The 21,162-nt window shown below is 67.7% G+C and carries 19 protein-coding genes and 1 pseudogene; 6 read left to right on the forward strand and 14 right to left on the reverse strand.

The annotated features are described in order from the left end of the window. Nucleotides 1–117: 117 nt before the first annotated feature. The 5 genes from acsC to PLE19_12255 all read right to left on the reverse strand — a co-directional run bounded on the left by acsC (nt 118) and on the right by PLE19_12255 (nt 7,616). Nucleotides 118–1,461: an acetyl-CoA decarbonylase/synthase complex subunit gamma gene (acsC, locus tag PLE19_12235; GenBank protein HPD15715.1), complete on the reverse strand. Its 1,344-nt coding sequence runs from the start codon at nt 1,459–1,461 to the stop codon at nt 118–120. Nucleotides 1,462–1,553: 92 nt separating this feature from the next. After that, complete coding sequence (gene acsB, locus PLE19_12240; protein ID HPD15716.1) at nt 1,554–3,767, reverse strand: acetyl-CoA decarbonylase/synthase complex subunit alpha/beta; 2,214 nt, start codon at nt 3,765–3,767, stop codon at nt 1,554–1,556. Nucleotides 3,768–3,870: 103 nt separating this feature from the next. Beyond that, nucleotides 3,871–5,814 carry an anaerobic carbon-monoxide dehydrogenase catalytic subunit gene (cooS, locus tag PLE19_12245; protein HPD15717.1) on the reverse strand — a complete coding sequence of 648 codons (1,944 nt, stop codon included), beginning with the start codon at nt 5,812–5,814 and terminating at the stop codon, nt 3,871–3,873. A gap of 22 nt (nt 5,815–5,836) precedes the next feature. Further along, entirely contained in the window at nt 5,837–6,790 is a 954-nt protein-coding gene (locus PLE19_12250) for a 4Fe-4S binding protein (GenBank protein ID HPD15718.1), read from the reverse strand. A gap of 46 nt (nt 6,791–6,836) precedes the next feature. Beyond that, nucleotides 6,837–7,616, reverse strand: coding sequence for a P-loop NTPase (locus PLE19_12255; protein HPD15719.1), 780 nt, complete (start codon nt 7,614–7,616; stop codon nt 6,837–6,839). Between the two features lie 320 nt (nt 7,617–7,936). On the opposite strand from PLE19_12255, the gene PLE19_12260 reads away from it, so the two are divergent. From PLE19_12260 to PLE19_12285, 6 genes are all read left to right on the forward strand, one after another. Continuing rightward, nucleotides 7,937–8,935, forward strand: a complete 999-nt coding sequence (locus PLE19_12260; protein HPD15720.1) for a sugar phosphate isomerase/epimerase family protein — start codon at nt 7,937–7,939, stop codon at nt 8,933–8,935. Nucleotides 8,936–9,020: 85 nt separating this feature from the next. Beyond that, nucleotides 9,021–9,275, forward strand: coding sequence for a hypothetical protein (locus PLE19_12265; GenBank protein HPD15721.1), 255 nt, complete (start codon nt 9,021–9,023; stop codon nt 9,273–9,275). Continuing rightward, on the forward strand, nt 9,272–9,874 hold the full coding sequence (locus PLE19_12270; GenBank protein HPD15722.1) for a hypothetical protein: 603 nt from the start codon (nt 9,272–9,274) through the stop codon (nt 9,872–9,874). Before PLE19_12265 ends, PLE19_12270 begins: the two co-directional genes overlap by 4 nt. Nucleotides 9,875–9,997: 123 nt before the next feature. Continuing rightward, the gene (locus tag PLE19_12275; protein HPD15723.1) at nt 9,998–10,966 is read left to right on the forward strand and encodes a sugar phosphate isomerase/epimerase; all 969 of its coding nucleotides are present in this window, start codon (nt 9,998–10,000) and stop codon (nt 10,964–10,966) included. Nucleotides 10,967–11,129: 163 nt separating this feature from the next. Further along, on the forward strand, nt 11,130–11,450 hold the full coding sequence (locus PLE19_12280) for a nucleotidyltransferase domain-containing protein (GenBank protein HPD15724.1): 321 nt from the start codon (nt 11,130–11,132) through the stop codon (nt 11,448–11,450). Nucleotides 11,451–11,473: 23 nt separating this feature from the next. Then, a complete protein-coding gene (locus PLE19_12285) occupies nt 11,474–11,848 on the forward strand; it encodes a HEPN domain-containing protein (protein HPD15725.1) in 375 nt (124 codons plus the stop codon). Between the two features lie 643 nt (nt 11,849–12,491). Here PLE19_12285 and PLE19_12290 read toward each other — a convergent pair. The 9 genes and pseudogenes from PLE19_12290 to PLE19_12330 all read right to left on the reverse strand — a co-directional run bounded on the left by PLE19_12290 (nt 12,492) and on the right by PLE19_12330 (nt 20,801). After that, the gene (locus PLE19_12290; protein ID HPD15726.1) at nt 12,492–12,707 is read right to left on the reverse strand and encodes a hypothetical protein; all 216 of its coding nucleotides are present in this window, start codon (nt 12,705–12,707) and stop codon (nt 12,492–12,494) included. Beyond that, nucleotides 12,697–12,933: pseudogene (locus tag PLE19_12295) on the reverse strand (BrnT family toxin). Before PLE19_12295 ends, PLE19_12290 begins: the two are co-directional and overlap by 11 nt. A gap of 72 nt (nt 12,934–13,005) precedes the next feature. Continuing rightward, complete coding sequence (tmk, locus tag PLE19_12300) at nt 13,006–13,650, reverse strand: dTMP kinase (protein HPD15727.1); 645 nt, start codon at nt 13,648–13,650, stop codon at nt 13,006–13,008. A gap of 164 nt (nt 13,651–13,814) precedes the next feature. After that, complete coding sequence (locus PLE19_12305) at nt 13,815–14,309, reverse strand: 3-isopropylmalate dehydratase small subunit (protein HPD15728.1); 495 nt, start codon at nt 14,307–14,309, stop codon at nt 13,815–13,817. A 199-nt stretch (nt 14,310–14,508) separates the two neighbouring features. Then, nucleotides 14,509–15,762: a 3-isopropylmalate dehydratase large subunit gene (locus PLE19_12310; protein ID HPD15729.1), complete on the reverse strand. Its 1,254-nt coding sequence runs from the start codon at nt 15,760–15,762 to the stop codon at nt 14,509–14,511. Nucleotides 15,763–15,860: 98 nt separating this feature from the next. Further along, nucleotides 15,861–16,799, reverse strand: a complete 939-nt coding sequence (locus PLE19_12315; GenBank protein HPD15730.1) for a metallophosphoesterase — start codon at nt 16,797–16,799, stop codon at nt 15,861–15,863. 24 nt (nt 16,800–16,823) lie between these two features. Next, nucleotides 16,824–18,164 carry a Gfo/Idh/MocA family oxidoreductase gene (locus PLE19_12320; GenBank protein HPD15731.1) on the reverse strand — a complete coding sequence of 447 codons (1,341 nt, stop codon included), beginning with the start codon at nt 18,162–18,164 and terminating at the stop codon, nt 16,824–16,826. Between the two features lie 677 nt (nt 18,165–18,841). Continuing rightward, nucleotides 18,842–20,104, reverse strand: a complete 1,263-nt coding sequence (locus PLE19_12325) for a substrate-binding domain-containing protein (protein HPD15732.1) — start codon at nt 20,102–20,104, stop codon at nt 18,842–18,844. Between the two features lie 118 nt (nt 20,105–20,222). Beyond that, complete coding sequence (locus PLE19_12330) at nt 20,223–20,801, reverse strand: four helix bundle suffix domain-containing protein (protein HPD15733.1); 579 nt, start codon at nt 20,799–20,801, stop codon at nt 20,223–20,225. Between the last annotated feature and the right edge of the window lie 361 nt (nt 20,802–21,162).

Genomic DNA, 21,162 nt, shown 5'->3' on the forward strand with positions numbered 1-21,162 from the left:
GCGAGCCATCACGTGGGATGGGACGGATAGGGCCGATAGGACAGATGGGATGCCGTGCGTGCTGGCGTCCTATCGGTCCAGTCTGTCCCATCCGCCCCATCGAGCTAGGTGCAGTGCTCACTGGTTCGTCCACACCTGCTGGAGGAACTTGGGGATGAACGAGGCCTCCTTGGGTCCCACGAGCACCTGCCAGCCGGTGGCCTCTTCGATCTTGCCGGAGAGGACGGCGACGTAGCCGGGGATGATGAGCTTGCGGTGCTTCACCTTGTCGGCGACGCCGCTCTTGTCTATCGCGTCCTTGATGGTCTTCTCGTTCAGCTTGTCGCCGCTGTAGGCGGTGAGGACCGAGAGGCCCTCGGTGTTGACGGCGAGGATGTACGAGGGCACGCGGCTGGCCTCGACCTCGCTCTCGACGCTGTAGTAGGTGAGCGAGAAGTTGGTGGTGAACATGACGGGCGCGTTGTCGCCGGGCTCGCCGATCGGGTAGAGCTTGGGCTCGACCTGGATCGGCTTCTGCGGGTCGGTGTAGATGTTCTGGCGCGCGGTGAGCAGCGGGAGCACCTGCCAGGGCTCGTCGCCGCGGATGACCACAATGCCGGCGTACTTGAGCAGGTAGGTGGTCGCCTGCATCATCTCGTCGAAGGGGTCGGCCTCGGTGGCGAAGGCGATGGGCGGATGCCCGAGCGGGCGGAACTGGCGCTTGAGGGCGGCGCGACGGTGGAGGGTAAGCGCCTGGAGCGTGCCCTTGATGTCGCGGGCGCCGGGGTCAATGACGATCTGGTCGGCGCCGGCCTTCTTGACCTTTTCGACGAGGTCGGCCGTGGCTTCGAGGCCATCGCCTTTGACGACCAACGGGCACTTGAGCTCCTTGGCCACGGCGGCCATGGCCTCGGCGTTCGTGGCGTCGGCGCCGCACAGCAGCGGCTTCTGGGCGGCGATGGGGGCGGCGGCAGCCTTCATGGCGGCGGCCGAGCCGGTGATAAGGACCAGGGCGTACTCGCTCTTGTCGGCGATGGCCTTGGCCGCCTTGGCGAACGTGGCAGGGTCGCCGCTCTCGTTCTCGAGTGCGAGGAGGTTCACCTTGAGGTGCTGGCCGACGCGGTCGAACTGGAGCTTGTTGGTTTTTTCGATCCTGGCGGCCAGGGCGGCGTCGTCGAGCTTGTCGGACACGCGGATGGCGATGCCGCAGGGGTAGTGGAACTTCTCGTCGTGGCGGAAGAGCTGGGTCTCGTTGCCGATCTTGATCTCTTTGGCGCCCGTGCCGATGGCCACGAGCTGGATGGGCGGCGCGGCGGCGGCGCCGAGCTTGTCCTTCGCCTCCTGGCTCACATCGGGGCATTCTTCGAGCTTGGCCTTCTTCTGCGCGATCAGCATGGCAAAGGCCAGGCAGGTCGGCTGCCCGCACTTGCGGCAGTTCGTGCGCGGTAGCAGCTTGAAGATGTCCATCGCCGTCAGAGCCATGGCACTCTCCTTTCAAGAGGAAGCGGCAAGCCGCAGGCTACAAGCTTCGGAACCCCGCTCTTCTGGCCTGTGGCCTGCCGCTTGTAGCTGGTTCAGAACATCGGGTCCATCGTCGTGGCCGGGTGGCCGACCTTGGCCAGGTGCTCCATCACCTGCTCCTCGGTGGTCCCGACGGTTTCGTCGGCGATCATGTCCACGAAGTTCTCGATGCCTTCTTCGGCGGCGCGGGCGTTGAGGCGCTCGCGCACGGTCTCCTTGAGCTTCTTGGGCATCCAGACGATGCGCTTGAAGCCGCCGTCGGCCGAGATGAACTTTCTGGAGCTGATGTACATTTTCGAGTGGCCGAGGAAGCCGGGCGTCTGGTTCCCGCCGCCGACCGAGCCGGCGAGGGTGGAGAACTTCATGCCGCAGGGCGTCATGTCGGGGTGGTCGCGGTCCACGATCATGATGCCGTTCGTCATCGGGAGCACGGCCGAGATGCACTCGAAGCAGCCGCAGCTCGTCATCGGGTCCACCATCATCGAGTAGGCGCTGAAGCGCTCGAGCTTCTGGTTGGACTTTTCGAAGACGAACCTGTTGACGCTCTCCCACTGGCCGAGGCGCTCGTCGGTGGCGTTCTGCTTGGGCACGGGCTGATTGGGGCCGGTGGGCACGATCTCGTAGGCGGCGCGGCCGTCGAGCCAGTTGTAGGCGCCGCACAGGCCGGGGTGCTCGGGCGTGATGATGCAGATGTGGTTGGGCGCGAAGCTCTGGCACAGCGAGCAGGAGTAGAAGACGTCCACCGACTCGTCGGTCATGCCGGCCATGCGGGCGTCGCGCTCGGCGTAGGCGGCGCGGGCCTCGGCCAGCACGCGCTCGACCTCGGCCTTCTCGGTGAAGATGGTCACCTGACACTTGTCCACGATGGCCGAGTACTCCTCGCGCAGCTTGGCGTGGAGGATGGTGCCGATGTGCTTGAGGCGCAGCCCCGCCTGGAAGGCCTCCTTGGAGAAGCGAATCCAGTTCGAGTCGCGCTGGCCCATGTGGAACAGGCCCTGGGCGCAGTTGAGGAAGGTGTGGATCTGGCGCTCCAGGATCGGCTCGAAGTCGTGCTGCATCTTGGCGCCCGACACCTCGACGAGGATGCCGAGCGGGATGCATTCGCCCTCTTTGAACCCATCCACCTCCTTGCCCACGACGGTGATCCTGCCGTCCTCGACCGTGTCGGTGGGCAGGGTGCGCACGTATTCGAAGCACGGCAAGTCCACCTTGGGGTTGCCGGCTTCGATCTGCATGTCTTCCTTGCGGATGCGCTCGCCCTCGAAGGCGGGGCCGAAGCGCACGGGAATGTCCACCGACGATGGCACGACCTTGAGTCCGCGAACGATGAAGGCGCGCTTCACCATCTCGTCGTGCCTGACGTTGGGCACCACGTGCTCGTAGAGGCAGACGCCCGTGGGCAAGATGGCGGGGATGTTAGTGTCGGCGAGGACGGGGAAGCCGTAGTTGATGGCGCCCGCGGCCGTGGCGTACCACTCGTCGGTCACGTGGCCGAGGGCGAGCACGAAGGCGAAGACGCGGTATTTGTTGTAGAGGAGCATGCGGCGGAAGTCGCCGGGCGCCACGCCGCCGAACGACAGGGCGGCGCGGGCGGCGAAGCCGAGGGCGAAGGTGGCGGCCGAGATCTCCTTGCCGAAGGGCACCAGGCGGGTTTCCCAGCCCATTTGCACGTTTTCCTCGGCGAGCTGCTCGGCGAAGCTCTTGCCGCCCGTTTCGGCGCACATGAAGACGTAGATCGAGTTTTCCTGAAGCTCGCGGGCGATGTTCACGGCAGTCTTGTTGTCGGGCGCCGCGCCCACGATGGCCGCGAAGCCGGGGGCCGTGCCGTCCACGAACTCGATGCCGCGCTCACGCATGATCACGTCGTCGGCCGCGCCGAGCCAGATATTGCCGTCGGTGGGCGCCGCCGTGCGCGTGTAGGGGCACTTGTCGGGGTCAATGTACTTGAGGGCCTCGTAGATCTCTTCGGCCCACAGCGTGGCCATGCCGGCGTCGAGCGTGTGGCCGAGGTAGGGCACCCAGTGTTCGCCCTTGACCTTGGGCGGCAGCAACTCGCGGGCGCTCTTGAGCACGCGGCGGCAGTCGGCCAGCGTCTTCACCTCTTCGCCCGTGGTGCCGTAGATGATGGGCAGGTAGTAGCCTGTGTTGGGCAGTTCGACCGCCGCGCTCTCGGGGTGCGAGCCGAGGGCCTCTTCGAGAGCCCGCTCGGCCTTCTCGACCAGCGTGTAGGCGCCGTTGATGGCCGCGGTGGCGATGATGCGGGACATCCGAACCTCCTAGTCGAAAGTCGCGAGTCGAAAGTCACAAGTCGAAAGTCCAGAGCCCCAAACCCGAAAGCCTGGCCGTTGCATGCCGGCTTTCGACTTTGGACTAGAACTTCAGTTGCCGCCTCGCCTCCATGTCGTAGAGCACACGCTCGCCGGGCTTGTCAATGCCCAGGGCGGTGCGCTTGGCATTGATGTGGTCAATCATGGCCGCGGCCATGCCGCTGGGGGTGAGGCCGAAGGCCCACTTGCCGCCCGTCTCGGCCTCGATATCCTGCGTGAGGTATTTCACGACGTTGGGGCTGCCGTAGACGGGCAGCGTGATGCCGAAGGCGACGAAGGCGCCGGACGAGACGAAGTACTGGCCGATGGCGATGGCCTTCTCGTTCATCCACTCGAAGCAGGCGCCGGCCACGGGCAGCGCGCTCAGGTCGTCGCCCAGCCCGCCCTCGTGCACCATCTCGGTGCAGGCGATGAGGATGCGCGAGTTGTCCACGCACGAGCCGGCGTGGAGGACGGGGGGCATGCCGACGGTTTCGCACACTTCGCGGAGGCCGGGGCCGGCCGCCTCCATGAACTCGGGCAGCAGGAAGCCGCTGCGGCCGCACTCCAGGGCCGCGCAGCCGGTCTCGACGACGAGCACGTCGTTGGCCACCAGCTCTTTGACCAGCTCGAGGTAGGGCTGTTCGCCCTTGGCGATCTTCGGCTGAGTGCAGCCCACCACGCCTGCGACGCCGCGGATGCGGCCGTTGATGATGTTCTCGTTGAGCGGGCGGTAGGACGCGCGGAAGCTGCCGCCGAGCATGTACTTGATGGCCTCGTGGCTGAAGCCGGCGATGGCGGGGGAAGCCTCGCTGGGGATCTTCACCCGGGCCTGGTCGCGCTTCGGGAAGGCAGCGATGGCCTCGCGCACGATCTTCTTCGCCGTGTCGAGGGCGTGGTGCTCCTCGAACTCGATGTGGGTCGCCCCGCGAATCCGCGCCTTGGGGCTCGTGGTGATGCAGCGGGTGTGGAACTTCGCGGCCAGCGCCACGTCGCCCTGCATGATGCACTGCACGTCCACCACCATGGCATCCACGGCGCCGGTGGCGATGGCGAGTTCCTGCATCTTCATGTGGCCGGCCACGGGGATGCCGTGGCGGATGAGCAATTCGTTGGCCGTGCAGCAGATGCCGGCCACCACGATGCCCTTCGCCCCCACCGCCTCGGCCTCCTTGAGCAGTTCGGGGTCCTGCGAGGCCAGGGCGACCATTTCCGAGAGGATCGGCTCGTGGCCGTGGACGATGACGTTGACCTTGTCGGCCTTGAGGACGCCCAGATTGATCTCGCCGAGCACCGGCTTGGGGGTGCCGAACAGGATGTCCTGAAGCTCGGTGCCGAGCATCGAGCCGCCCCAGCCATCCGCCAGGCTCACGCGCTGGCCGTGGAGGAGCAGGCTGTGGTAGTCCTGGTCCACGCCCATGCCGGTGCGGTGCATGGCCTCGACCACCTCGCGGTCAATGGCGCGGGGGGTGATGCCCAGCCTGCGCCACAGCTCCTGGCGGGGTTTGGGCGCGCGCTGGGTCATGATCTGGTGGCCGTGCGGCTTGCCGAATTCGGCCAGGGCCAGCTCGCCCACGGCCAGGGCCAGGTCCTCCTTGCTCTTGCCGCTGGGGTCAATGCCCATCGCGAGGGCGATGGAGTGGAGTTTCTTCGTGTCTTTGATCTCGTAGCCGGGAGCCTCGCCTTTGGCGGTGGCGATCACCAGCTCGCACACGGCGCGGCCGTGGTCGCTGTGGGCCGAGGTGCCGGCCGCGATGGTGCGCAGGAAGCCGCGGGCCACAATCGTGTCGGCGTCGGCGCCGCACACGCCCGTTCTCGGCTCGCCGCCGAAGGGGTTGACCTGGCATGGGCCCATGTTGCAGTGGCGGCAGCACAGGCCGCTGCGCCCGAAGCCGCACTGGGGGAGCTGGGATTCGTAGCGGTCCCAGGTCGTCTCCAGGCCGCAGGTCGCCATGTCCTCGAGCATGGCCAGCGACATCGTGTCGCTCGGTTTCTTCTCGTCTGCCATCAAGCTTCTCCTTGTGGGTGGCCTAGTTGGCTCCGCCCTTGCCTTTCTTGGCCTTTCGTTTGATCTTGCGTTCGATGCGCCGCTGTTTCTTCGAGGTGCCCGGCGCGGCGGGCTCGGGTGCCGCGGGGGCAGGTTCAGGTTCGGCTTGCTGTGGCTCGGGCGCGGGGGCCTCCGCGAAGGGTTCTGCTGCGACCTCGGCTGCGGCCTGCGCTTCCGGCGCGGGCTCGGCCGCGGTCAGTGGCTCGGCCTGGGCGACCTCATCGAACTTCTCGGGGTCCATCGCCTGCACGGCGTTCACGGGGCACACGAGGTAGCAGCCGCCGCAGGTCACGCACTTGTCCTGGAGCACCTTGTGCGGGGTTTTCTTCTCGCCCTGAATGGCCTGGGCGGGGCAGATCATCCAGCACTTGCGGCAGGCGATACACTTGGCGGGGTCCACCCAGTAGCGGATGTGGGTCCTGCGGACGAGTGCCGCGCCGGGCCGCCCGCTGCGGAGGGCCTTCTCCTCGTCGGTGAGGTCCTCGAACTTCTTGTAGATGATGGCGTCTACCGGGCAGGCCTCGGCGCAGGCGGGAATGCCACCGGCCTCGAGCCGCGTGACGCACAGGTCGCACTTCACGGCCTGGGCGCCGGCGAGATTCATCTGGATGCCCAGGAAGGGGCATTTCTTCACACACTTGGCCGCGCCCGCGCAGGCGTCGAGGTTGAGCACCACGATGCCGCTCGCAGCGTCCTTGCTGAGCGCGGCGTTGGGGCAGGCGGGCACGCAGGGGGGCGTCTCGCAGTGGCGGCACTGGTAGGGGGCGGCGAAGGGGCCGACCTCTTTCACCCACACCCGCGGCTCGGGCCGCGGCGTCTCCCGCATGGCGCCCGCGAGGTCCTTCGATCGCGAGTGCGCCACGGCGCATTCGGTCATGCAGCGCTTGCACGCGATGCAGCGCTTCGTGTCCACGATCAGCATCCCAGGCTGGATCATGCGGTCTTCCCTTTCGCGTCCTTTCGCGTCGTTCGCGGGCCGCGTCCTACTTTCTCAGTTGCCGCAGCAACTCGCTGCGGATGGCTCTCACCTCGTCGAACAGCTTGCCGCCCACCGAGTCCACGGGCCGGCCCTCGAGGTCGGCGGTCATCAGGGCGTCATCGAAGCTGATGGCGCCCAGCAGTGGCACGTCCGCGGGCAGGGCGTCGCGCAAAGCCGCCAGGTCCTGCGGCGAGCGCACCTTGTTGGCCACGAGGAACACGCGCTTGATCCCCACATCCCGGGCCATTTGCCGCACGTGGCGCGCCAGGGCCGCGCTGCGGCGGCCGGGCTCCACCACCACGAGCATCGCGTCCATCGCCTCGCACGTGGCGCGGCCCAGGTGCTCGGTGCCGGCCTCCATGTCGAGGATGAGCGTCTCATTCCGTTGAAGGGCCAGGTGGCTGGTGAGGGTGCGCAGGAAGACGTTCTCGGGGCAGGCGCAGCCGGCGCCGCCGCTCTTGTCGGGCGCGCCGAGCACCATCAGGCGCACCCCCCTATGCACGACGCTGTACTTCTCGGGGATATCGGTGACCGTGGGGTTGAGCTTGAAGAGCTTGCCGTAGCCCTTCTTCTTCGTCTCGGTGCGCTCGGCGATCAGGTCGGCCATTTCGGCGATGGGGACGAGTTTCCCCGCGTTCGGCACCCCCAGGGCAGAGGCCAGGCTGGAATCCAGGTCGGCGTCAATGGCGATGACCGACTGGCCGTCCTCGGCAAATAGGCGGGCAAGAACGGCCGCGAGGGTCGTCTTGCCGACGCCGCCTTTGCCGCTGATCGCCAACTTCACACGCTATCCCCCTTGCCCGCCCGGTGCATCGGCCGGGCGGCAGGAAACCCCGGGGCCGCCAGACGCCGTCGGTCGGACCGCTGCGTTCTGCCATCCCGTGTTGCGGGCGCTGGGTTCGCCTCCCCCCACTCCTCGCGCCCGGCCCAGGATCTATAAAGATATAGGATCGGCATCCTCAAGTCAAGCTCGATTGGATGCCATTTCTGTCTGCGCAGCGGCCTGATTTCGCTTGACTCGCGTCCCCGCATCCCCTATCATACCGTACCCCGCGGCAGAGTGGGCCGTGTGGGATTCCAGGCGGTTTTTTGGAGGAGCCGGAGATGTCGCGACCAATCACGCTGTTCACCGGCCAATGGGCGGACCTGCCGCTGGCGAAGCTGGCCGAAATGGCCAAGGGCTGGGGCTACGATGGCCTGGAACTGGCCTGCTGGGGCGATCACTTCGACGTAGACAAGGCCCTCAGCGACGAGAAGTACTGCCAGACCCGCCACGACATCCTCGGCCAGTTCGGCCTCAAGGTCTTCGCCATCTCCACCCATCTCGTCGGCCAGGCCATTTGCGACGTGATTGACGAGCGCCACAAGCGCATCCTGCCGCCCGACGTGTGGGGCGACGGCAACGGCCCCAAGGTCCAGGAGCGCGCCGCCCAGAAGCTCATCGCCACCGCCAAGGCCGCCAAGAAGCTCGGCGTCAAGGTCGTCAACGGCTTCACCGGCTCAAGCATCTGGCCCAAGATTTACGCTTTCCCGCCCACCACGCCCGAGGAGTACGAGGCCGGCTTCGCCGACTTTGCCGCCCGCTTCACCCCCATCCTCAACGAGTTCAAGAAGCTGGGCGTCCGCTTCGCCCTCGAGGTGCACCCGACCGAGATCGCCTTCGACCTCTTCAGCGCGAAGAAGGCCGTTGCCGCTGTCAAGGGTCACCCCGCCTTTGGCTTCAACTTCGACCCCAGCCACCTCGCCTGGCAACTCGTGGACCCCGTGGAGTTCCTGCGCGAGTTCCCCGACCGCATCTTCCACACGCACATGAAGGACGTCTACGTGGACCTGGAGCCTGGCCGCGCCGGCATCCTCGGCTCGCACCTGGGCTTCGGCGACGCCAATCGCCGCTGGGACTTCCGCTCCCTCGGCCACGGCGTCGTCAACTTCCCCGCCATCCTCCGCACCCTCAACGCCATTGGATACGCCGGGCCGCTGAGCGTCGAGTGGGAGGACCCGCACATGGCCCGCGAGCACGGGGCCGCCGAGAGTGTGGCCTTCCTCCGCAAGATTCAGTTCCCAAGCGCCGCCGCGGCCTTCGACAAGGCGTTTGAGAAGTAGAGCGCCCCGCGGGGCCGCACCGCAACCCTTCAGGCCCAGCCGGGCGCCAATGCCTCGGCTGGGCCTTTCGTTTGAGAGGCAGAGAATGCAGCGCCCGCTCGACACCTCTGAGGAAGCCGACCGCATCCAATTCGAGATCTTCGGCCGGATGAGCGTGGACGAGAAGCTGCGGATGATGTTCGCATCCACCGAAGCGATGCGTGCTTCGTTCGAAGCCAACGCCAGGCGGCGTCATCCGGAGTATTCGGCGAATGATGCTCGGCTGGCGCGAATCCGATGCGAACTCGGTGACGAGCTCTTCCGGCAGGTCTACCCCAACGAACCTCTTCGTGACCCATGACCCAACCCGAATTCATTCAGGAGATCGTTCGCCATCTCGACCAGGCCGGCGTGCCCTACATGATAGTCGGCTCTGTCGCCAGCACCGCCTACGGGGATTGGCGAACCACGCTCGACACCGACATCGTGGTGGACGCCCCGTGGGAGCACGTGCGGCGGTTCCTCCGCGGCCTCGGCCCGGACTACTACTTCGACGAGGACGCGGCGCGGACCGCGTGGGAGAGCCGTCGCATGTTCAACATCATCCATTTCGCCAGCGGGAATAAGGCGGACATTATCCGCCGCAAGGACACGCACTATGCCGCTACGGCGTTCGAGAGGCGTGGCCTCGCGAATGCCCTGGGCACCAAGCTGGAGCTGTGCACCCCTGAGGATGTGATACTGTCCAAACTCGACTGGTGCAAGCGAAGCGAGTCTGAGCGACAGTACCGCGATGCCCTCGGCGTGGCAAAGGCACAACGGCAGCGTCTCGACCTGGCCTACCTCGCCTGTTGGGCCGAGGACCTTGGCGTGACTGACTTGCTGAATCGCCTGCTTGGGGACGCAGGTCTGAGGCCACAAGGAGAACCGCCGCACGGCGTCATTCCGAGCGGAGCGTAGCGAAGTCGGGGAGTCCCTCTTGCTCCCGCGCCGAGCAAGGCGAGATGCCTCCGCAAGCTCGGCATGACACAGTGAGGATGGCTGCGTGGCTTTTCTGTGGGGCGTTTTCGCAAGGAGAACGCAATGAAACTTGGCGTGTTGACGGCGGCGTTCGGGAGCATGCCCTTCGAGGACATGCTCGACCGCGTGAAGGCGATGGGCCTGGGGGCCGTAGAACTCCCCGCCAGCGCCTACGGCACATCCCCCCATTGCCCCGTGGACGATCTGCTCAAGAGCGCCTCGCTCCGCAAGCGCTGGCTCGATGCCGTCAAGAGTCGCGGCCTCCTCATCTCCAGCCTCTCCTGTCACGGCAACCCGCTCCACCCCGACCCCGCCTATGCCGCCAACAGCCACGCCGCGCTCCACAAGGGCATCATCCTCGCCGAGAAGCTGGGACTCGACCGTGTGAACGGCTTCTCCGGCTGCCCAGGCGACCAGACGGGCAAGAGCCGCGTGCCCAACTGGGTCACGTGCCCCTGGCCCCCGGACTTCCTCGAGCTCGTCACTTGGCAGTGGGAGAAGAAGGCCATCCCCTACTGGACGAAGATGGCGAAGTTCGCCGCCGACCACGGCGTGAAGATCGGCTTCGAAATGCACCCCGGCTTCCTCGTCTACAACCCCGAGACGCTGCTGCGCGTGCGCGCCGAGTGCGGCAAGGCCCTTGGGGCGAACTTCGACCCGTCCCACCTCTTCTGGCAGGGCATTGACCCCATCGAGGCCGTCCGCGCCCTCGCGGGCTGCATCTGGCACGTCCACGCCAAGGACTGCCGCGTGGAGCCCGCCGTCGCGCGCGTGAATGGCGTGCTCGACACCAAGCATTACGGCGACGAGTTCAACCGTGCCTGGGTTTTCCGCACCTGCGGCTACGGACACGGGGAGAGCTTCTGGCGCGACTTCGTTTCGGCCCTGCGCCTCAGCGGCTACGACCACGTGCTCTCCATCGAGCACGAAGACAGCCTCATGACCACGGACGAAGGCATCGCCAAAGCCGCCGAGTTCCTCAGAGGCATCCTCATCCAGGAGCCGAAGCCCAGATCAATGCACTGGGCATAGACATTGCCGACTTGCGGTTTGCGATTGCCGATTCCAGAGTCGTCCTCGTCGCCGAATCACCTCCCGAAGGTTCCAATACCTTCGGGAGGTTGCTTCGCCTTGCATTCCTGGCGCCGGAGTGTATACTCACCAGGGAAGAAGGCCCCCTGCCAGGAGACCGGTCGTGGGTGCAATCGAGAAGGCGGCCATGGACCAGCTCAAGCTCCTCATCTCCGAGCGGCTTCCCCTCCGCCAGATGGTCCTCTTCGGCTCACGGGCGCGTGGGGACGCTGACCCCGACTCCGACTTCGATGTCCTCGTAGTGATTGATGGCCCTGCCGACAGGTCGGCCAGGGAAACGGTGAGCGATTGCGCCTGGGAGACGGGCCTGGACCACGGTATCGTCATCGCCCCTATCGTGGTCTGCCGCGACGAGTGGGAGAACGGCCCGGAGCGCTACTCCCTGCTGGCCGAAGCCATCCGCGCCGAGGGCGTCCCTGTATGAAACAGGCGGATGTCGAAACACTCGTGAGGTACCGCCTTGACCAGGCACGAACCGCGCTCGCCGACGCGAAGTGCCTCCTCGACGGCAGCGGCAGCCCCCAGAGCATCATCAACCGGTCCTACTACGCCATGTTCTACGCCGTTCTCGCGCTCCTCCAAAGGACGGGCACGGTCCCGTCCAGACACACGGGCGTCATTGGCCTGTTCGACAGCGAGTTCATCCGCACTGGAGTCCTGCCGCGCGACCTGTCACGTCATCTGCACCGAGCCTTCGATGCCCGTCAGGCCGCCGACTACCGCTTTGCGAACCCGATCGAGCCTGCCGAGGCCCGCGACGCGTGGGGGAAGGCCTCCCGGTTTGTCGAGGCGATCGCCGCGCACCTGGGCGCCGGCAAGTAAGAGCAGACCCGTCGGGGGTTTCCTCATCCGCGAGCCGAAGCCGACCGCGATGCATTGGGCGTGAGGCATTTCGGATTTCGGATTGCGGAATCGTCCCGTCGCTGAACGCCTTCTCGCGCCCGAGCATTCTGGCGGTAGTGCGGCATGCCGAGTGAGCAGCCCAAGACCAGGGAACTGTGGCCGCGCTGGCTGCGCCGGACTGTGCTGGTCTCCGTCGTGTTCTTCCTGTGCCTGGTGAGCTTCGCGGCAGGTTACCTGCCCACCTACCTCAGAGACTACTACAGACAGGCGAAGGCGTGGCGGCTCGCAGAAGCCATCCGGGCAGCGCGCACGCCACAGGAGGAACTCAACGCGTTCCATATAGCTAACCAGTGGAAGGGGTGGCCGGGGGATGGAGGCGACCCCTCTTCCACCTCGATGCGTCCTATTGGGTCCATTTCTACGATGGGAACGGGGATGAGATCTCGCCACACAGGGACGGGCGGTACGACCTCGTGCGGGAGGTGGAGGTTGTGTGGAACGATGGGATTTCGGCCAAGAGGCGCCTGCTCAGCAAGGACAACCTGATCGCCCTCATGGGCGAGTGAACAGATCTCAGGACGCGAGGACCCTCCGCGTGCAGGTATGCACGCCCTACGGGCCTTCACTCGATGACTTCGGCGAGGCGCTTGTCGGAGAGGATGAGGTCGTTAACGACGGCGGAAACGTCGGTCTTCTTCTTGCGAGCGATGTGCTGGACGAAGGCCATGGCCTCGTCGTCGAGGTAGACGGGCATCTCGAGTTTGAGGCCGGGGCGGTGGAACTTGCCCCGGACGCCCTTCGAGAAATCGCATTCTTTCCTCATCCGTTCACTGGCCATACTGCAGGGCCTCCTTGGCCGCGGGCCTGCGAGCCGAGATGACACGCACCAAGCCGCGCCGGGGGCCAATCTCCTCAAACGTGTGGGATACGACGAGAAGGCGGCCCACCGACGAGATGCCAAGCGTGATCCACCTGTCCTCAACATCGCTGTGTTCTGCATCATACACAGTCACAGCGCGGGGGGCAAGGAAGACCGTGGCCGCCTCCGGGAGCGACACGCCGTGCTTCTGGCGGTTGACGCGTGCCTATGCGGTGTCCCAATCCAGCCGATAGGTGGGCATTGGTGCGGCCACAGATCACCCCCGCGCATCAGCCCCCGCGGGCGGCTGCGCCTTGATAAGCGCCTCGACAAGCCTCCAAGCGTCAGCTTGTACGGCCCCGATGGGCTGCGAGGCATCAAGTGTCTCGACCCGCTCGCCGGCGGCGCGGGCGTGGGCAATGGCGGCCAGGTAGTTGGCGCGGATGCGCTTGAGGAGGGCCACCTTCTCATACCGCTCGGCGGCACTGCCCTGACGCTGCTTGCGCTCGAGGCCAACGACAGGGTCAATATCCAGGAAGACGGTGAGGTCGGGACGGTAGAAGCCGGCGTTGATGGACTCGACCCAGGCCATGTCGGCGCGCAGGCTCTGGTAGGCGACGGAACTGAGGTAGTGCCGGTCGCTGACGACGACGCGGCCTGCGTAGAGGGCGGGGATGATGATGTTCTGAAGGTGGTCGGCGCGATCGGCGGCAAACAAAAAGGCCATGGTCGTTTCGTCGGCCTCGGGGAAGGCCCCCTGGAGAATCCGGCGGATGAAGGCGCCAACGGGGCGCGTCGTCGGCTCGGCGGTGAGGACGACCTCGCGGCCGTGCGACCTGAGCCATTCGGCGAGCAGGCGCGCCTGGGTGGTCGTGCCCGCGCCGTCTATGCCTTCGAGGACGATGAAGAGGCCGATGGGCATGGCTGTTCTCAGCAAGGCCAGTGGCCGGAAGCAGAAGGGATGATTGGATGGGTGGATGGTTGGATGATTGCCTGACACCCATCCAGTCATCCAGCCATCCATTCACCCCCCACAAGGAACCTGAGCTGGCCGTAAGCGGGACGCTCGCGGCTCCGTCAGAAGCGTCAGATTTCGAGGTCGCCGTGCTTCTTGATATGGGCGACGAGGCCGCCCTCGTCGAGAATCTTGCGCATGACGGGCGGCAGCGGGGTGAAGGGAATGGTGACGCCCTTCGTGAGGTTGCGCACCTGGCCCGCCGCGAGGTCCACCTCCAGCTCGTCGCCCTCGGCGATCTGGTCGGTGTCGCACTGGATCAGCGGGAGGCCGATGTTGATGCCATTGCGGAAGAAGATGCGGGCGAAGCTCTTGGCCAGCACGGCGCCCACGCCGGCCAGCTTGATGATGGTGGGGGCGTGCTCGCGGCTGGAGCCCTGGCCGAAGTTGCTGCCCGCCACCACGAAGTCGCCCCTGGCCACCTTGCCGGCGAAGTCGGCCCGCGCGTCCTCCAGCACGTGCTTGGCCAGCTCGGGGAGGTTGGACCTCAGGTGGAACAACCGCCCCGGGGCGATGTGGTCGGTGCTGATGCCGTCGCCAAACTTCCAGGCCTTGCCACGAATCACTGCCATTGTGCCTCCATTCAAGCGAGAGGATGGCGGGGGAGGAAGCCCTTTTCGTGAAAAGGGCTTCCTGCCCCCCACCCCCTCTTGTCCAGAAGCTTCTGCATTGGGGCGGGGCCAGCCGCCGCCCCAGCGTGAAGTTCCTCGGAGAGGGGTGTGGGGAGCACCGTTCTCTCAAGAAAGGTGCTCCCCACATTCTCCCTCACAGATATCGCCTCGGGTCGGCGATCCTGCCTTCAATCGCCGTCGCCGCGGCCACGGCGGGCGAGGCGAGGTAGATGAGGCCCTTGGGGTTGCCCATGCGGCCTTCGAAGTTGCGGTTCTGGGTGGAGACGCACACCTCGCCGTCGCCGAGGATGCCGTCGTGCACGCCCACGCAGGCGCCGCAGCCGGGCGCGGTCATGGTGCCTCCGGCCTCGACGAGGGCGGCGAACGTGCCGTCGCCAATGCCCTGCTTGAGGATCTGCCGCGAGCCGGGCGTGAGGAGCAGCCGCACGTTGGGGTGCACCCGGCGGCCCTTGAGGATCGAGGCGGCGATGTGGAAGTCGCTCAGCCGGCCGTTGGTGCAGGTGCCGATGAGCACCTGGTCCACCCGCACGTCGGCCAGCTCGCCCACGGTCTTCGTGTTGTCGGGCTGGTGCGGGCACGACAGGGTCGGCTCGAGGCGGCTCACGTCGAAGTCGAGCGTGTTCTCGTAGACGGCATCGGGGTCGGCGGCGAGGGGCCTGAACTTGCCGCCGCGGCCGCGGGCCGCCAGGAACTGGCGGGTCACGTCGTCGGACGGGAAGAGGCCGGCCTTCGCGCCACACTCGACGACAATGTTGGCGATGGTGAGGCGGCTGTCCATTGGCATGGCCGCGACGGCGTCGCCGGTGAACTCGAGGGCCTTGTAGTTGGCCCCCTCGGTGCCGATGGTGCCGATGAGGTGGAGCATGAAGTCCTTGGCGTAGACGCCTTTGGGGAACTTGCCCCGCACCACCACCTTCCAGGCCCGGGGCACTCGGAGCCAGGTCTTGGCGAAGGCGAAGGCCACGGCGATGTCGGTGGAGCCCATGCCGGTGGTGAAGGCGCCGAGCGCGCCGCCGGTGCACGAGTGGGAGTCGGCGCCCACGGCCAGCTCGCCGGGGCTGAGGTAGTTTTCGGTGGCGAGCACGTGGCACACGCCCTCCCCCACGTCGGAGAGGATGGCGCCCGTGCGCTGGGCGAACCGGCGGAGCGTGAGGTGGTCGTTCGACAGCTCGCGTCGCGGGCTGGGCGAGGCGTGGTCAATGAAGAGGATGCAGCGGTCGGGGCGGGCGGGCTTCTCGACGCCCAGCTCAGCCATCTGGCGGACGGTGAGCGGCCCCGTGCCGTCCTGCACGTAGGCCCAGTCCACCCGGGCCACGATGAAGTCGTCGGGCGCCACGTCGTGCCCCGCGTGTTCGCCGAGGATTTTCTCGGTGAGGGTCTTCCCCATCCGGCGGTCTCCTGAAATCGGGTTGAGGCCGCATGCTACCGAAACGGGCGGCGCGCGTCAAGCGCGCCGCCGCTCGCATCGCATCGGTCCTGTCGGTTCTATCGGTCCTGTCTTCTCCGCAGCGTGAGGAGGGTCACCTCGGGGCGGGCCAGGAAGCGGATGGGCACGTAGAGGGTGCCGATGCCGCGGCTGACGATCATCTGGGTGCGGCCCTCGGTGAAATGCCCGGCCACGTAGCGGCGCTCCTCGGGCGGCTTGACGAGGAGCGAGACGTCGAACGGCAGCCGCACCTGGGCGCCGTGGGTGTCGCCGGCCAGCACCAGGTCAATCCCCTCCGCGCTCGCCTTGCGCAGGAAGTCGGGCACGTGGGCGAGCAGGATGCGGAACACGTCGCCCCGGTTGACGGCGTCGCACACGAAGGGCCCGGGCCGGTCGTCGGGCAGGAGGGCGAAGGGGGCGGTGCGTCGGGCCAGGTTGCCCACCCACGAGGCCTCGTCCATCTCGTGCTCGCCGCGGATGCCGTCGTTGGGCCGCACGGTGGCCACGCCGAGGAGGGCGAGGCGCTGGCCGCGCCGCTCGAGGAGCAGGCCGCTGCGCACCAGGCAGTAGAAGGGCGTGCGGTCGGGCAGGGCCATCAGGAAGCCGGGCGAGTCGTGGTTGCCGGCGACGGCGATGAGGCCATAGGGGTATTCGAGCCCGGCGAACAGGCGGCCGAGGCTGTCAAAGACGCGCGCGTCGCGGGTGTTCGCGTGCGCCTTGAAGTCGCCCGTGAACACCAGGAGGTCGGCGGGCGTGGCCTCGAGGAGGCGGCGGAGGCGGCGCTCGACGCGGCCGAAGCCGGCCGTGTGCAGGTCGCTCAGGTGCAGGACGCGGAAGCCGTCGAAGGCGGGCGGCAGGTCGTCGAAGACGAGCGTGCGCGGGACGAGTTCGAGCTGCCCCGCCTCCCAGTAGCCGTAGGCGCCGAAGGCGCCGAGGAGGCCCAACAGGGCGCCGGCGACGCTCCGCAGCACACGTCGGCGCTGGCTCAGGCGGGCCATCCGTGCCCCTTGCCCGTGTGGCGCTCAGACCTCGTAGCCGAACTCCCAGCCCTTGCGCGGCGCCCGCTTGACGAAGCCGTTGGCCTTCTCGCTGTTGGTGAACCGGCCCTTGGCCATGTCGTAGACGAGCTTCTCGCCCGGGCAGCGCTGCGCGACGACGCCCAGGAGCACGATCTCGGTGAGGCGCGCCGAGTAGCCGAAGTTCGAGCACGGGGCGGGCGCGCTCGGGTCCTTGATCGCGCGCAGCCAGTCGGCCGAGTGCCCGGGCACGCGCGGGATCATCGGCTCGGGCTTCTTGTGCTCCTTCTGGAACGTCTCGGGGATCAGGCGGGTGCCGCCGCAGTGGCTGCCCGACTCCATCATGCCCTTGGTGCCGTAGTAGTAGGTGCCTTCGGCGAGCTGGCGGCGGTCGGGCTCGAGGCATTCGGGCCGGGGCGGCAGGTGTTTGCCGCCGCCGTTCCACCAGGTCATCTCGACGGGCGGCAGCTTGCCGCGCGCGGGGAAGCGGTAGACGATGCGTGCGTGGCCGCTGAAGCCCTCGGCGTTGGTGGCGCCCTCTTCGGCCACCACCTCGATGGTCTCGGCCTCGCCCAGCTTCAGCGCCCACACGGCCCCGTCAATCGTGTGGCACGCCATGTCGCCCAGCGACGCCGTGCCGAAGTCCAGCCACCCGCGCCAACTGAAGGGGTGGAGGCCGTCGTGGTAGTCGCGGAAGGGGGCGGGGCCGATCCAGCTCTGCCAGTCCAGCCCCTCGGGTACGGGCTTGGACTCGGGCCGCTTGCTGGCGCCGAAGCTGCGGTTGGAGACGCAATGGAGCTTGGTCACGTCGCCCAGCACGCCCGACCAGATGTATTCGCAGATGAGGCGAATGGTGTCGCTGGAGTGGCCCTGGTTGCCCATTTGGGTGGCGAGTTTCTTCTTCGCGGCCACCTCGCGCAGCTTGCGGGCCTCCCAGAGGCTGTGCGTGAGCGGCTTCTCGCAGTAGACGCCGGCGCCGGCCTCCAGCGCGCGGATGCTGGCGGGGAAGTGGTTGTGGTCGGGCGTGGCCACCCACACGGCCTCGAGGCCCTTCACCTCGTCGAAGAGCTTGCGGTAGTCGGTGTAGACCTTCAGGTCGGGGTTCTGCTTCTTGGCCTCGTCGAGGCCCTTGCCCGCGCGTTTGGCATCCACGTCGCACACGGCCACCAGGTTCTCGCCGCGCGCCGTGCCCATGCCGGCGCCGCCCTGCCCGCCCGCGCCGATGACGGCCATCTTGACCTTCTCGCGCTTGCTCTCGGCGGAGATCACATAGGGCGCACCGAACGCGCCCGCCGTGAGCACGACGGACGACTTGAGAAACCCGCGGCGACTCGTCTGTCCTGACATCGCTCGACTCCAGGCCACACAAGAGGGAGGGAATACCCCTACGTCGCGCGCGGCCGGACCGGCCGCATGCTCGAAAGCTATTCTACGCCGCGAGGCGCGGGCATGCAAGCCGCGCGCGGCCTGCGGGGTGCGGGCAGGGATCGCGGATGGCAGCAGGAGCTCCGAATGAGCGAAATGGGACAGCCCGGGGCAACGCCCTGATCTTTGCCCACATCGCGCGGGGGCTGGGGTTCAGCCCCCGAAGGGGGCGTTTGAATCGTAGCCCAGGGCGACCGAAGGGAGCCCTGGGGAGAGGCAGCCCCACAAGGGAGCCCCTGAAGAGGGGCGATTCAAGGGGCGTGAAACGCCCCCTTCGGGAGCTTGGATGGGCGGGGACGCCCGGTCCCAGGGCTCCCTTCGGTCGCCCTGGGCTACGGCCCGGTCGCCCGCGTTCGCGGGGTACTGGCGCGCATCAGGGCGTTGCCTGGGCCATCTGCAATTCCGCCCCACTCCGCCCCCACGCGGAGCGTAATGCGAACCCGTGGCCTTCGCCAGAGGCACAGACTGGGCATGAAACCGGCCCGCGACCCGCCCCTCCCGAACGCTCCAATACGTTCGGGAGGGTGAGACCCCCAGCGCCCGCCGCCACACGGCACCACAGGGTCCTCATTCCTGCCCTCTCCTCCCAGGAGGTCCGGTCACTGCCTGGGCAACCGCACGCGCGCGGTGCGGCGCGGACGCTTGCGATAGGTTTCGGCCTCGGGCGCGCCCAGGCGGCGCAGCGCCGCCTCGGTGCGCACCGCGCCGGGCGTGGTGCCCGCGAGCACGCGGAAGGCGCGCCGCATGGCCGCGTAGCTGCCGAAGCCGCTTTCGCGGGCCACCACGGGCAGCGGCAGCAGCCCCTCCTCCAGGCACAGGCGCGCGTGCGCCAGGCGGGCCCGCGCGATCTCCTGCGCCACCGTGCGCCCGCGGGCCGCGCGAAAGCGCGACTCGAGCGTTCGAAGGCTCACGCCCATCGCGTGCGCCACGTCGCGCGGCCCCAGCCGGTCGCAGGTCCGCCCTGCGGCGTCGAGGGCCTCGCGCGAGAACCGCTCGGTCCGCCGGCGGTCTATGTAGCCCACGGCCTTCGCCACCAGCGGGTCGCCCACGTGCGCCCGATCGGTCGAGAGCCGCGGCACCAGGACGGGCGGGATGAGGGTGTTCGCGCGCCGCGGCGACGCCTCGCCGCGCATCAGGCGGTCGAGCGCCTGCGCGGCCCGCCAGCCCAGTTCCTCATAGTCGTAGTGAATCGCGCTCAGCGCGGGCGGCAGTTCGCACAACACGGGGTCATCGTCGGCAGCCACGATTGCCAGGTCGTCCGGCACCCGGAGGCTCAGGCGCGCGGCGGCGTCGGCCGCGGCCCGCGCCAGCCCCACGCGTGCCGCGAGCAGCCCCGCCGGCCGCGGCAGCCCGCCCAGCCAGGCCGCCATCTGCTTGAGCGCCGCGGCCCGGCGGCCGACCTGCTTGCCGTAGTTGGGCGGCACGAGCATCCGGTGCGCCTTGTGCCCTCGCCGCGCCAGCTCCTTGTGGAACTCGGCCCACTCGAGCCGCGACTCCACCTGTTTGGCCACTCCCAGGTAGGCGAAGGCCCGGCACCCCGCATCGGCGAGGTGGCCGGCGGCCATGCGCCCGCCGCCGGCGCGGTTCTCCGCCGCGCGCGGCGCCGGCTGGTCCCGGTTGCCGCGGGACACCATCACCACGGGACACTTCAGGCTTTCCAGCGCAGGCCCTCGCCCCCAATAGCCTGTCGCGATGGCGCCGTGGAAAGCCTCAGGGGCGGCGAGATGCCCGTGCGGCTCCAGCGAGACCTGCCAGTCGCAGTGCGCCTGCGCATAGCGTGCGATGCCGCGCACGATCTCGCGCCGGCGCAGGTCCAGCGCGTCCGGGTCGAAGAGCACGGCGATTCGGCGTGGGTCCGCCATCCCTGTCCTCTCCCACTTACCTCACCCGTCCCACTGGTCCCACCTGTCCCACAGCCCCGCTGGTCCCCGTGGGACTCGTGGGACCTGTGAGACTCGAGGGACATGTGAAGAAGCGCCCTCACATCAATCCCCCCCTTGCCTCGCGTCGGGCGCGGTACATCCGCTCGGTCACCCCGCCTTCGCGCGCGAAGCGCTCGGCCAGCCCTCGGAGCTGCTGTCGCACCAGGTACTGCGCCTGGTTGGCCAGACACAGCATCGTGTTGGCCGAAACCTCCGGCGTGCCGCGCTCCACCCGCGCCCGATACGTCTCGCACGACCTGTCGGGCACACGGGCCAGCGCGCGCACGGCGTGCGCCTCGGGGCACTCCTTCTCCCAGACGCGCAGCCCCCGCTGACGCAGGAAGTCCCCGTAGTCCTCGATCAACTCTCCCAGGCTCCCCAGCGCCACGCCCGTCAGCTTCAGCTCCGTCTTGCGGGATGTCGCCGAGTCGGTGCTCCCCTCGGCGAGATTCTGTTTCGCGCTGCGCGCCGCGTGCACCATCTGCTCGCGCATCCGCGACGACGCAGGGAAGAACCGCTCGCAGAATGCCGCCGTCCCGTCGTACACGATCGTCGTCACCTGGAACGACTTCAGCTTGCGATAGCCGCCATGCGGGCCGATGATCAGCTCCCCATGTCTCAGGCGCTTTCCCGCCATGGCCTCCTCCTGTGTCCTCGTGCGCTTCTGCCTTCTACTCCCGCTGGTCCCGCATCATAGCGGCCCCATCGCCCCCGCGCAACCCGCCTCCTCACGCGAGACGCCACAAGTGCCCACCGATGCCCCCACTCCCTCGTTCCGCACAGTTCCCACGTGTCCCATGTGTCCCACCTGTCACAGCCGGCCCACACCACGCCGCTTGGCCTGGCCGAGTAAGGGCGAGAGAACTGAGCCCTTGACCCCAAGGCTACATGAAGATCCAGAATTGAGTAAGGTGGCCCCCAAACTGACCCCAAACTGAAAGTCATGTGCAGCCCTATGAGATAGGCTTCGCCGTCCTCGATGCGGGCATAGCTGTCGC

Source organism: Planctomycetota bacterium (assembly GCA_035384565.1).
Lineage (GTDB): Bacteria > Planctomycetota > PUPC01 > DSUN01 > DSUN01 > DAOOIT01.